This is a genomic window from Klebsiella sp. SYXHC3 (genome assembly GCF_057196925.1).
In genome coordinates, this window is the sequence record NZ_JBXUNG010000001.1 from 110026 (window position 1) to 126194 (window position 16169).

Sequence of the window (16169 nt, forward strand, 5' to 3'; positions counted from 1 at the left end):
CCAGATTACGCCTCCGGATGTCGCTACCTGGTTTACACTTATCAGGGATACGGCTAATCCGGAGGTGTTATGCAACGATGTTTACTCGCTATTTTCACTCTCGCATTTTGCGCTGGCGCTCAGGCCGCCAGTGAAGATGTCTCCCTCAATCTTGTCACCAGCCAGAGCGTTGGCCAGGCCGTCGGCAGCGTTAAAATCACTGAAACCGACAGAGGCCTTGAGTTTACGCCTGATTTACGCGCGCTTCCGCCGGGCAAACACGGCTTTCATATCCACGCAGAAGGGAGCTGCCAACCGGCGATAAAAGACGGTAAAGCGGTCGCCGCTGGCGCGGCGGGCGGTCATTTCGACCCACAACATACCGGCAAACATGAAGGGCCATTAGGGGCAGGGCATCTCGGCGATCTTCCTTTGCTGGTGGTGAACGACGATGGCGTGGCTAACCAACCGGTTATTGCCCCGCGCCTGAAAACGCTCGCGGAAGTGAAGGGCAAAGCGCTGATGGTGCATGTCGGAGGCGATAATATGGCCGATAGTCCGCAGCCGCTGGGCGGCGGCGGCGAGCGTTTTGCCTGCGGGGTGATTAAGTAGTCCGTTCGGTAATGGTGCCGGCAATCGGCGCCTGTTCTAACTGCGATAGCGAGCAGTATAACCGCCAGATAATCGCCGCCAGCTCTTTAGCCGCCGGCTGATGATGGTGGTTAAGGGTATCGCATATCCGCTGCAGCTCCAGCAACGTCGAGGCAAGTGGGCGTTGCTGGACGCCGCGTTCACTCATGACGTCGCGTAGCAGGCTGATACACAAGTCGCGCACCTGTGAAAGTGGATCGGAGCGTGTCTCCCAGTCGCGTAGTTGCCACACGACATGCGAACAGTTGAGCAGCACCACGCCCCAGCGCAGCAGCCAACGTCGCGCCAGCGCGTCCTGGCTGCTACTTAACTGGCTAATGTGGTGGTACACCAGTGACTCAAATTCATGCTCGCTGTGCTGCGGGCGTCGGCTCAACTGATCGACAAAGTGACGCCGTAACGCACGAATATGGCGGCGGCTTTTCCGCGCATCCGAGCCGGGGCTGATAATCGCAAAGGCAAGCCACGCAAGACCGACACCAATGATTTTGCCGAGGTTATCATTAAGGAACGAGGCAAAGTCGTAAACCGGAGGGTTGGTGACCGAAATAAACGATCCCATAAAGACGATTAACTGCCCCCACAGCCCTGCGAGCTTCGGCATCTGGAGTTTCAATAACTGCATGGTGGTGAGCAGCGGGAAGAGAAACAGTAAAAACTGCCACAGGTCGGTTATCTGCACCATTAGGCCAAACTTCACCACAAAGCTGAACAGCGACAACAGCACCAGCGTACGCATCAATAAGGTGAGCGATTTAAAGGGCGAAGGCGATATCGAGTAGAGTACGCAGCTAATGGCGGCGAGGGTGAGCGCGGCGGCGCAGGCCTGCCATTGGGTGCTGATACCCCAGGCGCCCACGACCACCAGCGCGCAGAAGGTCCGTAAGCCGTTCCATAACGCTTCCGCCTGATCGGTATGGCGCGACAGCGCGGGTGCCGAAGGCACATTGAACACCGTGATAGCGCTGGCGTTCTCGATGCGGCGGATCCAGCGGCTGCTTTCGAGATAGATACGACAGAAATAACGCAGCCGTTTCCAGAACGCCAGATGGCGATAGTCGGCGTTAGGGCCGGGGGCTAGCGGCACCAGAATTCGCGCCACGCTATAAACATTTGCGTGCGGATTGGCGAGCTCGCTAAGTAACGTTTCCAGCACCGCCCGCGTATTACCCGGCGCATCCGGCCAGTTCAATAACATTCGCCGCAGGCTGGAGATGACGCTGGTCATTCGCAACTGCTGATGCAGCAGATAATTCAGCAAGGGATTCTGCCGTCTGAAACGGTAGTGGCTCCAGAAGGCCTGGATACGCAGTAGATTCATAGTCAGGATCTGACCGATGACGCTTTCATGAGCGCTACGAATCGCATCGGTGGTTTCCGGCACCCACAGCAGGCTGGCATGCTCTAATAACCGGGAGTGCATATTCTTCAGTGCCGTCAGCAGCGTGACGCCATCCGAGGTACTGGGCAGGATCATCATCATGAATCCGCCGGACAATATCCCCACAATCACTTCACAGACCCGCGACTGAGCGATAGTCCACAGTTCATTTGCGTCGGTAACATTTATAACCGGGAAGGCGATGATTGCGCAGGTATAGCCCGCCAGTTGAAAAGCGTAGGCGACGTTATTGGTAAACATCGCGCAAGCCCAGGTACAGAGCGCAATCCAGGCTGAGATACTGAATAAGAATAGCCACGGGTCGTTAAGGGTATGGCCCGCCAGTAACAGGGCGGCGCAGGCGCCGAGCAGGCTGCCGGCGATACGGCCAAAACTCTTACTGATAACGCCGCCGACGGTCGGGAAGCTCACGACTGCGGCTGATGTCATTGCCCAGTAGGGTTCATCAAGATCCAGCGCATAGGCGATGCTAAGCGCCAGACACATGGCTATCCCATTGCGCAATGCGTAGCGCCATTGCGGGCGGCTGGCTTTAAACCACGGCAGTGATTGCCAGCGCAGAGCCTGCAGCTTCATTATTGTCCGCCAATTGACACGGTACAGGTGGTACCTGAAACCAATGTGACATCCGCAGGGAGTTTATCGAACTCGATACGTACCGGTACGCGTTGCGCGAGGCGCACCCACGGAATATTGGGTTTAATATTAGCGACTAACGCCGAACCGCCTTCGACGCTCTGGTCGACAATAGCGCGGCCAATGCTGGAAACGTGACCCTGTAACGTTTGTTTGCTGCTGTAAAGAACGACCTGGGCGCTATCACCTTCGCGGATGTGACGTAGTTTGGTCTCTTCAAAATAACCCAGGACATAGAAAGAGTGGCTGTCGACAAGGGCAAATACGGGATGGCCGACGGAGGCATAGTCCCCGACCCGCGTTGACAAATTAGTTATCCAGCCATCAACCGGGGCTTTAACCACGGTTTGCGACAGCTGCCACTGCGCATGCTCCAGCGCGGCTTGCGCCACGCCAACGACCGCTTTAGCCGCCTCATAAGTCGTATTGGCGGTATTCAGCGCGGTATTGACGGTTTCCATATCTTCAGCGGAGATGAAGTTTTGCGACAGACTGCGGCGGCGAGTAACGTCGCTGGCGGCCTTGGTTTGCTCGGCTTTGGCTTTTGCCAGTTCCGCTTTGGCTTTTGCCAGCTGCGCCTGAGCGTTTAATACCGCAATGCGATAAGGCGTATCGTCAATACGGAACAGCACGTCGCCGGCGTTGACCAATTGGTTATCTTTAACATTCAACTGCAAAATACTGCCGGAGACCTGCGGGGTGATGCCGACCTGTTCGGCGCGGATTTTACCGTCGCGGGTCCATGGCGACTGAGTGTAGTAGTTCCAGACCAGCCAGGCGGCGATGATTGCGCAGGCGGCGATAATTAAGGTTGAGAGATATTTTAGTTTCTTCATGAAATGAGCATCACAAGAGAGTCAGGAGAACCAGCGCCAGGCAAACGGCCAGCGCAAACAGGGAAAGGTCCATCAGCAGGGGATGCCAGATTTCGCCGGCGTACATCCAGTCGCGCAACTGACGATGAACTATTAGCCAAATAAAGAAACCAAGCACGACGGCTTTAAATAACGGGGGAAAATAGATAGAAGCGCCGAACACCAGGTCCTGTAGCGACAATCCGGGAGTGTTAAGACTCAGTTTCACAAGCAAAAATCCTTTGCCGTTGCAGGGATAATGTTCCTGGTGATGAATTAGTTCACATTGTAAATCATTGTTTTGAATTTAGTGAATCAAGTAATTCATTTGTTTTGGTAATTTAAATGCTGCACACTATTCTAAAAGCAGTATAATAACTTAGCAAGCTAATTATAAGGAGATGAAATTGGAATCGCCACTTGGTTCTGATCTGGCACGTTTGGTACGCGTTTGGCGCGCGCTGATCGACCATCGCCTGAAACCTCTGGAGTTAACGCAGACGCACTGGGTCACGCTGCATAACATTCATCAGCTACCTCCTGAGCAGTCGCAAATCCAGTTGGCCAAGGCAATTGGTATTGAACAGCCCTCTTTGGTGCGCACGCTGGATCAACTGGAGGAGAAAGGGCTTATCTCTCGCCAGACTTGTGCAAACGATCGCCGGGCGAAACGTATCAAGCTAACGGAAAAGGCTGAACCGCTGATCAACCAAATGGAAGACGTGATCGGCAAAACGCGTGATGAAATCCTTGCAGGTGTATCAAAGCAGGAAGTCGAAACGCTGCTCAACTTAATCCGTAAACTTGAAAACAATATCCTCGATCTTCAGGCTAAAGACTAGCCAGGAACAGGGCTCTGCGCTTGCAGAGCCCTTTCAATTATTTATTCTGCCAGACCACCACGCGATTGCGGCCACCGTTTTTCGCCGCGTACATAGCCGTATCCGCGCGCTTAACGCACTCTTCAGCCTCAATGAGCGAGCTTGTCGCCGTGTAGACACCCATACTAATGGTCATTTGTTCCGGCAGTGAATCCTGCCCGGCGCTGACCATCTGGCGAATTCGCTCGGCTATCGCCAGCGCATCATCAGCATCAGTATTTACCAACAACAGGGCAAACTCTTCGCCGCCGATGCGCGCGGCAATATCCTCACGACGGACATAGGTTTGTAATACGCTGGCGGCAAACTGAATCACCTTGTCACCCTGGACATGACCGTAGTTGTCGTTGATACGCTTAAAGTGATCGAGATCGCTGACGATGACGGAAAGCGGTTGTGCTGCTGAAGTATGCGGCAATAGTCCATTCAGCGTGTCGTAAAAGTAGCTGCGGTTGTACAGCCCGGTTAACGGGTCACGGATAGAGTTCTGATATGAATTGATGTATTTGTTGTTAGAGTCGCGATAGAGAAGAAAAACGTCGCTTAACAGGACGAACAGCATAAATAAGGTACTTAAGGTTTCGAACAGGCGCGCCTGATTCCAGGCGATAATATGCTGACTACCTGTCGCTGTGAGTAATACGTTTAGCGTAAATATATAGGCGGCACAGAAAAATGCGCCGCTGTACCAGAAGATATTACGTAGCCGGGTTAGCATAATCAATAATATCAACGTACATACCCAGGCTAAAAATAGCAGCCAGCCCATCCAGTTATGCCATAACGGAGTAAAAGTGCTGGTGATATCGTCGATAAAATCGATGCTTAATAACGGACTATTACTGGAGTGTAGCCAGGATAAAATAAGAATGGCGGCACTGAATAGAAAGCATACCGTCAGTATTATAGCATGTGCGCCAGCAGCCTGGTTAAGATGTTGGCGAAAACGATATATTATAATGGCAGTGATAAATAACACGGCCATCAGAATATTGCGGAACGAATAAAAGATCAGCGCGTCATTTTGTTTAACAATATATTCGCTGTTGCACAGTAGCCAGCCGGGATAGCTGCTCAGAGTGCCTAGCATCAACAGGGCAGAGCTGGCAAAAGCGAAGGCGATGGGCATCAGATACAGGCGGTTTTTATCACACCAATACTTCATGCTCATAAAACAGGAAATAGTAATGTGAAAAATCATTAATATTATTGTCAGTAAAGGGAAAAGTGGTGAAGAAGTCGTAGGGATACGATTAACAACTGAATTAGATAATAAATCGATCGTAATAATTGCCAGGCTGCAGGCAATAATATAAGCAAATAAGCGGTGTGATAACCGGTTTAGTTTCAGAGGCACAGGCAAACTCCCGCGATAAAAGGGCGGATAAAAACGACGTGCAGGTCGCTAAATGAGAAAGACCACTTCAGGCTAACGAATTAATCAACGGAAAATATTGCGCAAACGCAAGTTGTCGCGGAGAAATATCAATAAAATTGATATATGTATGATAAATTATTTGGAGCTAAATAATAATTATGAGGGATTAATGCGGCCAATAAAGGCCGCATTAGAGAGGCTTAACGCGGGGAAACCGTCACTTGACTGCCGCTGCCGGCAATGGCTACGCGCTGGCCGACGAAGAATGGGGTGTTACCCTGTTTCTGAACCACCATGATGGTGTTACCGTCATCTTTACGGATTTCCAGCTCAACGCCCTGCGTTTTGTTCATCGCGCCCTGTACGCCCTGACCGGCTACGCCACCGGCAACCGCGCCTGCAGCGGTTGCAAGAGAACGACCAGTACCGCCGCCGATGGTATTACCAAGGAAGCCACCGAGTACCGCGCCGCCAATCGCGCCGATGGCATTGCTGTCATCGCCGCTTTGGATCTGGACCGCACGGGTATGTACGATGGTACCGTAGGTCACGCTTTGCACCTGCTTGGCTTCTGAGGCTGTGTAAACATCGCCGGATAGGCCACTGCTGCTGACGCAACCCGCCAGGGTTAAGCCAATCATCGAGACAGCCAAAACACGTAAAATCATCTATGAATCTCCTGTGTACCAAAATGTTCCAGTGAACTTCCATGTGGTCAATTATATGGCATTTAAGCGTTCGCTGGCATAGCTTCCTTATGGACCGTTTAAAAATAATAAGGTTCGCTTTAACGACGGATAAACGTAAGTACTTTACCTAACAAATTCTTGCGGCAGAACTATTGTTAAAAAGTATTAGTGCGCCATAGCATTGAACGCTGCTTTATGATGCACTGATGGTACTGCAAAAGTCATGGAATGAGGGTAGGCGTATGAAATCAGGTCGTTTTATTGGCGTAATGTCTGGCACCAGCCTTGATGGCGTTGATGTTGTTCTGGCGGCAATAAATGAAAACATAGTGGCGCAGCAGGCGAGCCTCTCGTACCCCATCCCGGTCAATCTGAAAGAAGATATTTTAGCGATTTGCCAGGGGCAGCAGCTGACCTTGTCGCAACTGGGGCGACTCGATACCCGTTTGGGCCGGCTATTTTCTGACGCAGTATTAGCGCTGATGCGCCAACAGAACCTTCAACCTGAGGATATCGTCGCTATCGGTTGCCATGGCCAGACGGTGTGGCATGAGCCGACCGGCGATGCGCCGCACACGATGCAAATAGGCGATAACAATCAGATCGCAGCGCATACCGGCGTGACCGTGGTGGGGGATTTCCGCCGCCGCGATATGGCGCTTGGCGGCCAGGGCGCGCCGCTAGTCCCTGCCTTCCATCAGGCTCTGTTGGCGCACCCGGTTGAAAGGCGCATGGTGCTTAACATCGGCGGCATAGCCAATCTTTCCTTGCTGGTTCCGGGGCAGCCGGTACGCGGTTACGATACCGGGCCGGGGAATATGCTGATGGACGCCTGGATCTGGCGCCAATGTGGTAAACCCTACGATAAAGACGCGCAATGGGCCAGTGAAGGCAAAGTCTTGCTACCGCTGCTGCAGGATATGCTTAGCGATCCGTGGTTCGCGTTACCCGCGCCGAAGAGCACCGGTCGCGAGTATTTCAATTATGGTTGGCTGGAAAAACATCTGGTGCGCTACGCCAATCTGCGAGGGCAGGATGTTCAGGCTACGCTGACAGAACTGACCGCAGTGACCATCAGTGAGCAGGTTTTGTTAAGCGGCGGCTGCGAGCGTTTGTTAGTTTGCGGCGGCGGGGCGCGAAGTCCGCTGTTGATGGCGCGTCTGGCGGCGCTGCTGCCAGGTACTGAAGTCACGACCACCGATGACGCCGGCATCAGCGGCGACGATATGGAAGCGTTGGCCTTTGCGTGGCTGGCATGGCGTACGCTTGCCGGCCTGCCGGGTAATCTTCCTTCCGTTACCGGCGCCAGCGAAGCGACCATTCTTGGTGCCATCTATCCCGCGAATCGAGCGCAGAATCAGAGTTAACTGAAGTCGCTATTTTTTATTTACCGGTAAACTGGACGAAATTCCGGGAGGGCGGTTTGCTCTCCTGACCGGGAAAGTCGAAGGCATACTCATGAAAAAAATTCTTATTGCGGTAGTCCCTTTCATGCTGGCAGGGTGTAGCTATTACAACCAATTCGTTGAACGGATGCAGACCGACACCCTTGAATATCAGTGCGATCAAAAACCGTTGACCGTCCATCTGAACAACGCGCGTCAGCAGGTAAGCTTTATCTATGATAATCAGCAATTAAACCTGACCCAGGGGCTGTCGGCTTCCGGGGCTCGTTATACTGATGGCGTTTATGTCTTCTGGTCGAAGGGCGACAGCGCCACTGTTTATAAGCGCGACCGCGTCGTACTGGACAACTGCCAGTTGCAGACCGCGAAACGTTGAGATTTCCGTAGCGGGGGCGCACAATAACGCCACCCTATGACAACGATCTCAATGGTTATGTCTGATAACGACGAATTGCAGCAAATCGCGCATCTGCGCCGTGAATACACCCGTGGCGGCCTTCGTCGCCACGATCTTCCCGCTGAACCCCTGACGTTATTTGAACGTTGGTTGCGTCAGGCCTGCGACGCTAAGCTTGCCGACCCTACGGCAATGGTGGTCGCGACCGTTGATGAAAACGGCCAGCCCTATCAACGCATTGTATTGTTAAAGCACTATGACGAAAAAGGGCTGGTGTTTTATACCAACCTGGGTAGTCGCAAAGCACATCAAATCGAAAAAAATCCCCATATCAGCCTGCTGTTTCCCTGGCATATGCTGGAGCGGCAGGTGATGGTAATCGGTCAGGCAGAGCGTCTGTCGACGCTGGAAGTGGTTAAGTATTTCCACAGCCGGCCGCGCGATAGCCAGATCGGCGCCTGGGTCTCCCAACAGTCCAGCCGTATCTCCGCGCGTGGGATCCTGGAAAGTAAATTCCTTGAGCTGAAACAGAAATTCCAGCAAGGCGAAGTGCCGTTGCCGAGTTTCTGGGGTGGCTTCCGCGTCAGCATCGAACAGATGGAGTTCTGGCAGGGCGGCGAACATCGTCTACACGACCGCTTTTTATACCAGCGGCAAAATGATGGCTGGCAAATCGACCGTCTGGCGCCATAAAGGACGCAAAATGTTGTTTTAAGCGCTGGTGCTACGTGCTCCGGCGCTTTATTCTATGTACCTTTCGCGTCTGGCGAAAAGTCGTGTACCGGCAAAGGTGCAGTCGTTTATACATGGAGAATTTGATGGCAAGCAGTAACTTGATTAAACAATTGCAAGAGCGGGGGCTGGTAGCCCAGGTGACGGACGAAGAAGCGTTAGCAGAGCGACTGGCGCAAGGCCCGATCGCGCTCTATTGCGGCTTCGATCCTACCGCTGACAGCTTGCACTTGGGGCATCTTGTTCCATTGTTATGCCTGAAACGCTTCCAGCAGGCAGGCCACAAGCCTGTGGCGCTGGTGGGCGGCGCGACCGGTCTGATTGGCGACCCGAGCTTCAAAGCCGCTGAGCGTAAACTCAATACCGAAGATACCGTGCAGCAGTGGGTGGACAAAATCCGTAAACAGGTTGCGCCATTCCTCGATTTCAACTGCGGCGACAACTCGGCGATTGCCGCGAATAACTACGACTGGTTCGGCGGCATGAACGTGCTGACCTTCCTGCGTGACATCGGTAAGCACTTCTCTGTGAACCAGATGATCAACAAAGAAGCGGTGAAGCAGCGTCTGAACCGTGACGATCAGGGTATCTCTTTCACCGAGTTTTCCTATAACCTGCTGCAGGGTTATGACTTTGCCTGCCTGAATAAACTGCACGGCGTGGCGCTACAAATCGGCGGCTCCGACCAGTGGGGCAACATCACATCTGGTATCGACCTTACTCGTCGTTTGCACCAGAATCAGGTCTTCGGTTTGACCGTTCCGCTGATCACCAAGGCCGATGGCACCAAGTTCGGTAAAACCGAAGGCGGCGCGGTATGGCTGGATCCGAAGAAAACCAGCCCGTACAAATTCTACCAGTTCTGGATCAACACCGCGGATGCGGACGTTTATCGCTTCCTGAAGTTCTTCACCTTCATGGACATTGCAGAGATCAATGCGCTGGAAGAAGAAGATAAGAACAGCGGTAAGGCGCCGCGTGCGCAGTACGTGCTGGCAGAGCAGGTGACGCGTCTGGTCCACGGCGAAGAAGGCCTGGAAGCAGCGAAACGTATTACTGAAAGCCTGTTCAATGGCAATCTGAGCGACCTGAGCGAAGCGGATTTTGAACAGCTGGCGCAAGACGGCGTGCCGATGATCGAAATGGAAAAGGGCGCCGATCTTCTGCAAGCGCTGGTAGATTCCGAGCTGCAGCCGTCCCGCGGCCAGGCGCGTAAAACCGTAGCCTCCAACGCGGTGACCATTAACGGTGAAAAACAGTCCGATCCGGAATATGTATTCAGCGATAGCGACCGCCTGTTCGGCCGCTATACCTTACTGCGTCGCGGTAAGAAGAATTACTGCCTGATCTGCTGGAAATAAAAAATAAAACCAGGGCGTGGGAAACCACGCCCTTTTTCTTTTTAGGGTTGTGGTAAGAAAATGAAGAACATCCTCGCCATTCAGTCTCACGTTGTGTTTGGCCATGCGGGCAACAGCGCCGCTGAATTTCCGATGCGCCGTCTCGGCGCCAACGTCTGGCCCCTCAATACCGTACAGTTCTCCAACCATACGCAATACGGCAAATGGACCGGCTGCGTCATGCCGCCTTCGCATTTGACCGAAATCGTGCAGGGGATTGCCGACATCGATAAGCTGCAGAGCTGTGATGCGGTACTGAGCGGTTACCTTGGCTCCGCCGAGCAGGGCGAACATATTCTCGGCATCGTGCGTCAGGTTAAAGCGGCGAATCCGGCAGCGAAATATTTTTGCGATCCGGTGATGGGCCACCCGGAAAAAGGCTGTATCGTCGCCCCTGGGGTGGCTGAATTCCACGTACGCTATGCGCTGCCGGCCAGCGATATTATCGCGCCGAATCTTGTCGAGCTGGAGATCCTGTGCGGCCATCCGGTTGCTAACGTTGATGAAGCCGTTAGCGCAGCGCGTGAGCTGATAGCGCAAGGGCCGCAGGTCGTGCTGGTGAAGCATCTGGCGCGGGCGGGGATGAGTATGGATCGCTTTGAGATGTTGCTGGTGACAGCGGATGAAGCCTGGCATATCAGTCGCCCGCTGGTCGATTTTGGCAGCCGTCAGCCGGTCGGCGTGGGCGATGTGACCAGCGGCCTGCTGCTGGTTAAGCTACTGCAGGGCGCCAGCCTGCGCGATGCCCTTGAGCACGTCACTGCGGCAGTGTATGAAATCATGTTGGCAACCAAAAATATGCAGGAGTATGAACTGCAGGTGGTGGCGGCACAGGACCGCATCGCCAAACCGGAGCATTACTTCAGCGCTACGCAACTGTAAGCGCGATGGCATGCCCGCTTGCGGGCATGCCCATGGTTTACTTCAGACCTTCCGCCGACAGCGCCGCCGCAACGGACGGACGCGCCGCGACATGCGCCATCCAGGCGCCAATATTTGCGTAGGCTTCCATATTCAGTTTCACCGCATAGCCCCAGCGCAGTACCGTGAACAGATAGCCATCAGCTATGGTAAAGCGATGCCCATTCAGCCACTGTTTATCTTTCAGCGCATCATCGACATACTGCAGCTTTTTCTCCAGCAGGGCACGCACCGTTGGCTTGTAGTCATCCGGCGTATCCGGGCGGAACAGCGGGGTGAAGCCTTTATGTAATTCGGTGGCGATGTAATTCAGCCATTCCAGCGTCTGGTAGCGGGCAATGGTGCCCACTGGCGCCAGCAGCTGACGGTCAGGTACGCGGTCGGCAATGTACTGCATGATGGCCACGCCCTCGGTCAGCAGCACTTCGTCGTCAAGCAGCAGCGCGGGAACCTGACCCTTAGGGTTAATCAGCAGGTAGTCGTCGCCATTTTCGAGGCGTTTCTTCGCCAGGTCGACGCTATCGATGGTAAAGTCGAGGCCGCTTTCGCGCAGGGCGATATGAGAGGCAAGGGAACAGGCGCCGGGCTTGTAGAACAGTTTCATCAGTAACTCCTCGTGGCTGCAGTTTTCTGTATGTTAGTCCGCCCAGGGACAAAAAAAAAGCCGCTAACAAACGTTAGCGGCCTAAATTTATTGGTTTTCCCGGAGCATTTAAGCGGTTGCGGTTTCGCGCGCTTTGGCGACAGCGTCGTCGTCCAGCGTCATGCGGTTCAGCTTCGGCGCGGTCAGCAGCATCAGGAAGGCGATGACTGCGGTCGCGATACCAATCTGCAGGAACACGTGGCCGTAAACATCCAGAGAAACCAGCGGGTCGGTCACGTTTTCCGGTACTGCCATCAGGTTAGCGATTTTACCTGCAATGATGGCGGCGCCTGCGGTGGTCAGGAACCAGCTACCCATGATGAAGCCCATCAGACGTTGCGGTACCAGTTGAGCCACCATCGCCAGGCCGAGGCCGGAAATCATCAGTTCGCCGATACTCTGCAGCGCGTAGCTGAGGATCAACCAGTTGACGGAGACGATACCAGCATCGCTGGCGAATTTGGTACCCAGCGGCAGCACCAGGAAAGCGCCGGAGCACAGTACCATACCGATGGCGAATTTATGCGGCATCGGCAGGCGGTCACCCATCTTGTTATAAATCGCCGCCAGAATCGGGCTACCAATCATAATCCAGAACGGGTTCAACGCCTGATACTGCTCCGGTTCGAACGCGATACCCAGAATCGAGTGCTCAACGTTACGGATCGCGAAGAAGTTCAGCGAGGTTGGCATCTGGCTGTACAGTACGAAGAAGACAATCGCTTCAACCATCAGCAGGAAAGCAACGATCATTTTACGACGCGCCGCGCCCTGCAGCGCCATGGCTTCTTTAGCGAAGATGATAACAATACCCAGTGCGATGACGCCCAGCGCCATACGTGCGATGCCCTGGTTGTGCAGCAGCCAGGTGGCAATCGCGACCAGCACGACTACGCCGACGATAGTTGCCAGCAGTTTGCCGACATGCACCGGTGCGAAGTCAGGTTTGGAACCGTACTGTTTAACCCACTTCTGGCAGAAGGCAAAGTTAACCACGGTAATCAGCATGCCCACGACGCTCAGCGCGAACGCCACGCTCCAGCCGAACTTCGCTGCCAGCCACGGTGTAGCCAGCATAGAGAAGAAGGAACCGATATTGACGGACATGTAGTACATGGTGAATGCACCGTCCAGACGCGGGTCGTTCTTGTCGTAGCAGGTAGAGAGCAGGGAGGACGGGTTAGCTTTGAACAGGCCGTTACCGACGGCGATAGTCGCCATACCCATATAGACGATGGCGGCATCGTGACCGGACCAGGCAACCAGCGCATAGCCGATAGCCAGGACAATCGCGCCAAGCATGATGACGCGTTTGGTGCCAAGTACCTTGTCGCCGAGCCATCCGCCGATAGCGACCAGGCCATAAACCAGTGCACTAAAGGAAGAGAACAGGGTGATAGAATCCGCTTCCGACATACCCAGCTGTTTTACCAGGTAAACGGCCATGATCCCTTGCAGGCCGTAATAACCAAAACGCTCCCATAACTCAATGGAGAAGATGAGATAAAACGCTCTTGGTTGTTTGAAAGCGTTCAGACTCACGCTTTCTGCTGGTTTATTGTTTGCAGTTGACACATATACCTCTTTTTTTACATCCCATATTAACGGGGGCTGTTTGGGGCGCAATCGCGAAGGACCGCCGCCTTTATAGTTATTCTTGGAGGGAAAACGGCAAGTAATGTTCACTATCCTGCCCCATCAGGCAATAGCTTTGTAATACTCTGTTACACATAACTAAGCCACTATAATTAGCCAGTCATGCAAATGTTATACAGAGTTAAATTTCACCTATTCGTTAAACCTGATATTTTAATCTGTGGCGGGCGGCTACTGAGGGGATAAAGGCGATATATTCTGCTTTTTGACCTTGAAGGTAGTGGGATGACCTATATTCCGAAAAATAAGCAGGCTATTGTCCTGTTGTCTAAGGCTCTGATATTGAAATTGCTGGCTTTTTGCATCATTTTCGCAACAGTTATTTAACGATGAGTTGCATGGATGATCTTGATCACAAATACATAGAAAATTTTCGACGGTAAAAAACGAATGCGCTGATCGTTCGTTATATAACCGCATAATTATCCATCTAAATGGCAAAACTATGGAGTGATTATCGGTGTGGCTGGTAAAACATAGAGCCATAACCACAGGTTAGGTTATGGCTCCAGGCTGGCGACGATGAAAAAGGCGACTACGGGGGGGGAGCGGTCATATTCACAAGATATGCAGAAATCAGGACTCTACCTTCTCTTTATACTCGCACAAATCTTCAATCAGGCAGGAACCACAGCGCGGTTTTCGCGCGATGCAAGTGTAACGGCCGTGAAGAATAAGCCAGTGGTGGCAGTCAACTTTAAACTCCGCCGGCACCACCTTTAACAACTTTTCTTCGACTTGTTCAACGTTCTTGCCGGGAGCAAATTGTGTCCGATTGCAAACGCGGAAGATATGGGTGTCGACGGCGATAGTCGGCCAGCCAAAGGCGGTATTCAGCACGACATTAGCGGTTTTACGTCCGACTCCTGGTAGCGCTTCCAGCGCCGCCCGGTCCTCTGGCACCTCACCGTTATGTTTCTCCAGTAAGATGCGGCAGGTTTTGATGACGTTTTCGGCTTTACTGTTAAACAGACCAATGGTCTTGATATAGGACTTCACGCCGTCAACGCCAAGCTCCAGCATCGCCGCCGGCGTATTGGCGACCGGATAGAGCTTCGCCGTCGCTTTGTTGACGCTCACATCGGTGGCCTGCGCCGACAGCAGCACCGCTATAAGTAGCTCGAACGGTGAGGTGAAATTGAGTTCGGTCGTTGGGTGCGGGTCGTTGTCCCGCAGCCTGGTCAGGATCTCCAGGCGTTTGGCTTTATTCATCTTACGCTTTCCCTGTCACATCAGTTGGGGCGACGGAGACGGCCTGCGCCGCTTTCGCCTTACGCTGCTTAGTACGCTCATCAATGAGGTATTTTATCGCCAGCATCATACCGAGGCCAATGAAAGCGCCCGGCGGTAGCATCGCCAGCAGGAACGGCGTATCGGTATGGAAAACTTCGATGCGCAGGACTTTTGCCCAACTGCCTAATAAGCTATCGGCGCCATCAAACAGTGTGCCATTGCCGATTATTTCGCGCAGCGACCCCAGCACAAACATGGCGCAGGTCGCGCCCATACCAATGGAAAAACCATCGAGCGCCGACAGCGCCGGCCCTTTTTTGGCGGCGAAGGCTTCGGCGCGCCCCACCACGATACAGTTGGTGACGATAAGCGGAATGAAGATACCCAGCGATTGATACAGGCCGAAAGCGTAGGCATTGATAAGCATTTGTACCACGCTGACTACCGAGGCGATGATCATCACGTAGATCGGAATACGGATCTCCGCCGGCGTCCAGCGGCGCAGGCTGGAGATGGTGAGGTTGGTTAGCGTCAGTACCAGCGTGGTCGCCAGGCCGAGGCCCAGGGCATTGGTAGCCGTTGAGGTAACCGCAAGCAGGGGACACATACCCAACAGCTGAACCAGCGCCGAGTTATTCTTCCACAACCCTTGAACAATGACGTCTTTTACTTCGCTCATGGCTTAGTCTCCGCAGGCGGTGAATTCAGGGATCTGCGCGGGCAGCGTTTGCGCATACAGACCCGCGCGTTTAACGGCATTTACCACCGCGCGTGGGGTAATGGTCGCGCCGGTGAATTGGTCGAAATCGCCACCGTCTTTTTTCACCGCCCAGTGGCTATCATTTTGACCATGGATAACCTTGCCGCTGAAGTGGGTAATCCAGTCAGAAATACGCAGTTCGATCTTATCACCGAGCCCGGGTGTCTCATGATGCTCGGTGACACGTGAACCGAGAACGGTGCCTTTAAAGTCGGCTGCTACCAGCAGCTGAATCGCCCCGGAATAACCATCTGGTGCCGTGGCTTCCATCACCGCGCCGACCGGCGCATTGTTATTCTTTGCAATCCATACTTTATGCTGACCTTTGCCTAACTGCGGCGCGGTCACCAGATAACAGCTTTGCAGCAGGTCGTTATTATAACTCTCCGCTGGCAGGACCTGATCGAACAGGGCCTTTTGCTGCAGCGCGGCCTGCTGCTCGATGGTGTTTTTGGTTAACTCATTGATGGCGGCCGTTAGTCCGGTAGAGCCAGCGGCAAAGAGCGCCAGCGTGATGCCGTGTTTACGCATGCTTTTTAACATGACGACTC

17 protein-coding genes are annotated in these 16169 nt (G+C 53.4%); 7 read left to right on the plus strand and 10 right to left on the minus strand.

What is annotated here, in order from left to right:
• The first annotated feature begins 69 nt into the window (after positions 1 to 69).
• On the plus strand, positions 70 to 591 hold the full coding sequence (gene sodC / locus AC2CGP_RS00525; protein ID WP_015366871.1) for a superoxide dismutase [Cu-Zn] SodC: 522 nt from the start codon (positions 70 to 72) through the stop codon (positions 589 to 591).
• Here the strand turns inward: sodC and AC2CGP_RS00530 are convergent.
• Genes AC2CGP_RS00530 through AC2CGP_RS00540 form a run of 3 tightly spaced genes read right to left on the minus strand, consistent with a single transcriptional unit; the run spans position 584 to position 3751 of the window.
• The gene (locus tag AC2CGP_RS00530; RefSeq protein ID WP_411303049.1) at positions 584 to 2608 is read right to left on the minus strand and encodes an FUSC family protein; all 2025 of its coding nucleotides are present in this window, start codon (positions 2606 to 2608) and stop codon (positions 584 to 586) included. The genes sodC and AC2CGP_RS00530 overlap by 8 nt on opposite strands.
• A complete protein-coding gene (locus tag AC2CGP_RS00535) occupies positions 2608 to 3504 on the minus strand; it encodes an efflux RND transporter periplasmic adaptor subunit (RefSeq protein WP_015366869.1) in 897 nt (298 codons plus the stop codon). Before AC2CGP_RS00535 ends, AC2CGP_RS00530 begins: the two co-directional genes overlap by 1 nt.
• A 10-nt stretch (positions 3505 to 3514) precedes the next feature.
• Complete coding sequence (locus AC2CGP_RS00540; protein ID WP_015366868.1) at positions 3515 to 3751, minus strand: DUF1656 domain-containing protein; 237 nt, start codon at positions 3749 to 3751, stop codon at positions 3515 to 3517.
• 172 nt (positions 3752 to 3923) lie between these two features.
• On the opposite strand from AC2CGP_RS00540, the gene slyA reads away from it, so the two are divergent.
• Complete coding sequence (gene slyA, locus AC2CGP_RS00545; protein WP_020078997.1) at positions 3924 to 4364, plus strand: transcriptional regulator SlyA; 441 nt, start codon at positions 3924 to 3926, stop codon at positions 4362 to 4364.
• A 37-nt stretch (positions 4365 to 4401) separates the two neighbouring features.
• Here slyA and AC2CGP_RS00550 read toward each other — a convergent pair whose 3' ends face one another.
• Positions 4402 to 5760: a sensor domain-containing diguanylate cyclase gene (locus AC2CGP_RS00550; protein WP_032707903.1), complete on the minus strand. Its 1359-nt coding sequence runs from the start codon at positions 5758 to 5760 to the stop codon at positions 4402 to 4404.
• Positions 5761 to 5981: 221 nt separating this feature from the next.
• Positions 5982 to 6449 carry an outer membrane lipoprotein SlyB gene (gene slyB / locus AC2CGP_RS00555; protein WP_484502225.1) on the minus strand — a complete coding sequence of 156 codons (468 nt, stop codon included), beginning with the start codon at positions 6447 to 6449 and terminating at the stop codon, positions 5982 to 5984.
• Positions 6450 to 6712: 263 nt separating this feature from the next.
• Here slyB and anmK point away from each other — a divergent pair, with 263 nt between their 5' ends.
• The 5 genes from anmK to pdxY all read left to right on the plus strand — a co-directional run bounded on the left by anmK (position 6713) and on the right by pdxY (position 11287).
• Positions 6713 to 7837 (plus strand): anhydro-N-acetylmuramic acid kinase, encoded by a 1125-nt coding sequence (anmK, locus tag AC2CGP_RS00560; RefSeq protein WP_213759223.1) that lies wholly within the window; start codon positions 6713 to 6715, stop codon positions 7835 to 7837.
• Positions 7838 to 7922: 85 nt separating this feature from the next.
• Positions 7923 to 8252 carry a C-type lysozyme inhibitor gene (gene mliC / locus AC2CGP_RS00565; protein WP_161798796.1) on the plus strand — a complete coding sequence of 110 codons (330 nt, stop codon included), beginning with the start codon at positions 7923 to 7925 and terminating at the stop codon, positions 8250 to 8252.
• 57 nt (positions 8253 to 8309) lie between these two features.
• Positions 8310 to 8966, plus strand: a complete 657-nt coding sequence (pdxH, locus tag AC2CGP_RS00570) for a pyridoxamine 5'-phosphate oxidase (RefSeq protein WP_032706215.1) — start codon at positions 8310 to 8312, stop codon at positions 8964 to 8966.
• Between the two features lie 125 nt (positions 8967 to 9091).
• Positions 9092 to 10366, plus strand: a complete 1275-nt coding sequence (tyrS, locus tag AC2CGP_RS00575) for a tyrosine--tRNA ligase (RefSeq protein WP_015366861.1) — start codon at positions 9092 to 9094, stop codon at positions 10364 to 10366.
• A 60-nt stretch (positions 10367 to 10426) separates the two neighbouring features.
• Positions 10427 to 11287, plus strand: a complete 861-nt coding sequence (gene pdxY / locus AC2CGP_RS00580) for a pyridoxal kinase PdxY (RefSeq protein WP_015366860.1) — start codon at positions 10427 to 10429, stop codon at positions 11285 to 11287.
• Positions 11288 to 11324: 37 nt separating this feature from the next.
• Here pdxY and gstA read toward each other — a convergent pair whose 3' ends face one another.
• The 5 genes from gstA to rsxG form a co-directional block, all read right to left on the minus strand.
• Entirely contained in the window at positions 11325 to 11930 is a 606-nt protein-coding gene (gstA, locus tag AC2CGP_RS00585; protein ID WP_180244271.1) for a glutathione transferase GstA, read from the minus strand.
• Positions 11931 to 12038: 108 nt separating this feature from the next.
• The gene (gene dtpA / locus AC2CGP_RS00590; protein ID WP_015366858.1) at positions 12039 to 13544 is read right to left on the minus strand and encodes a dipeptide/tripeptide permease DtpA; all 1506 of its coding nucleotides are present in this window, start codon (positions 13542 to 13544) and stop codon (positions 12039 to 12041) included.
• 657 nt (positions 13545 to 14201) lie between these two features.
• A complete protein-coding gene (nth, locus tag AC2CGP_RS00595; RefSeq protein WP_015705230.1) occupies positions 14202 to 14837 on the minus strand; it encodes an endonuclease III in 636 nt (211 codons plus the stop codon).
• A gap of 1 nt (position 14838) precedes the next feature.
• Positions 14839 to 15537, minus strand: a complete 699-nt coding sequence (locus tag AC2CGP_RS00600; protein WP_032707907.1) for an electron transport complex subunit E — start codon at positions 15535 to 15537, stop codon at positions 14839 to 14841.
• Positions 15538 to 15540: 3 nt separating this feature from the next.
• Positions 15541 to 16161, minus strand: a complete 621-nt coding sequence (gene rsxG / locus AC2CGP_RS00605; RefSeq protein WP_032714373.1) for an electron transport complex subunit RsxG — start codon at positions 16159 to 16161, stop codon at positions 15541 to 15543.
• Positions 16162 to 16169 lie beyond the last annotated feature (8 nt).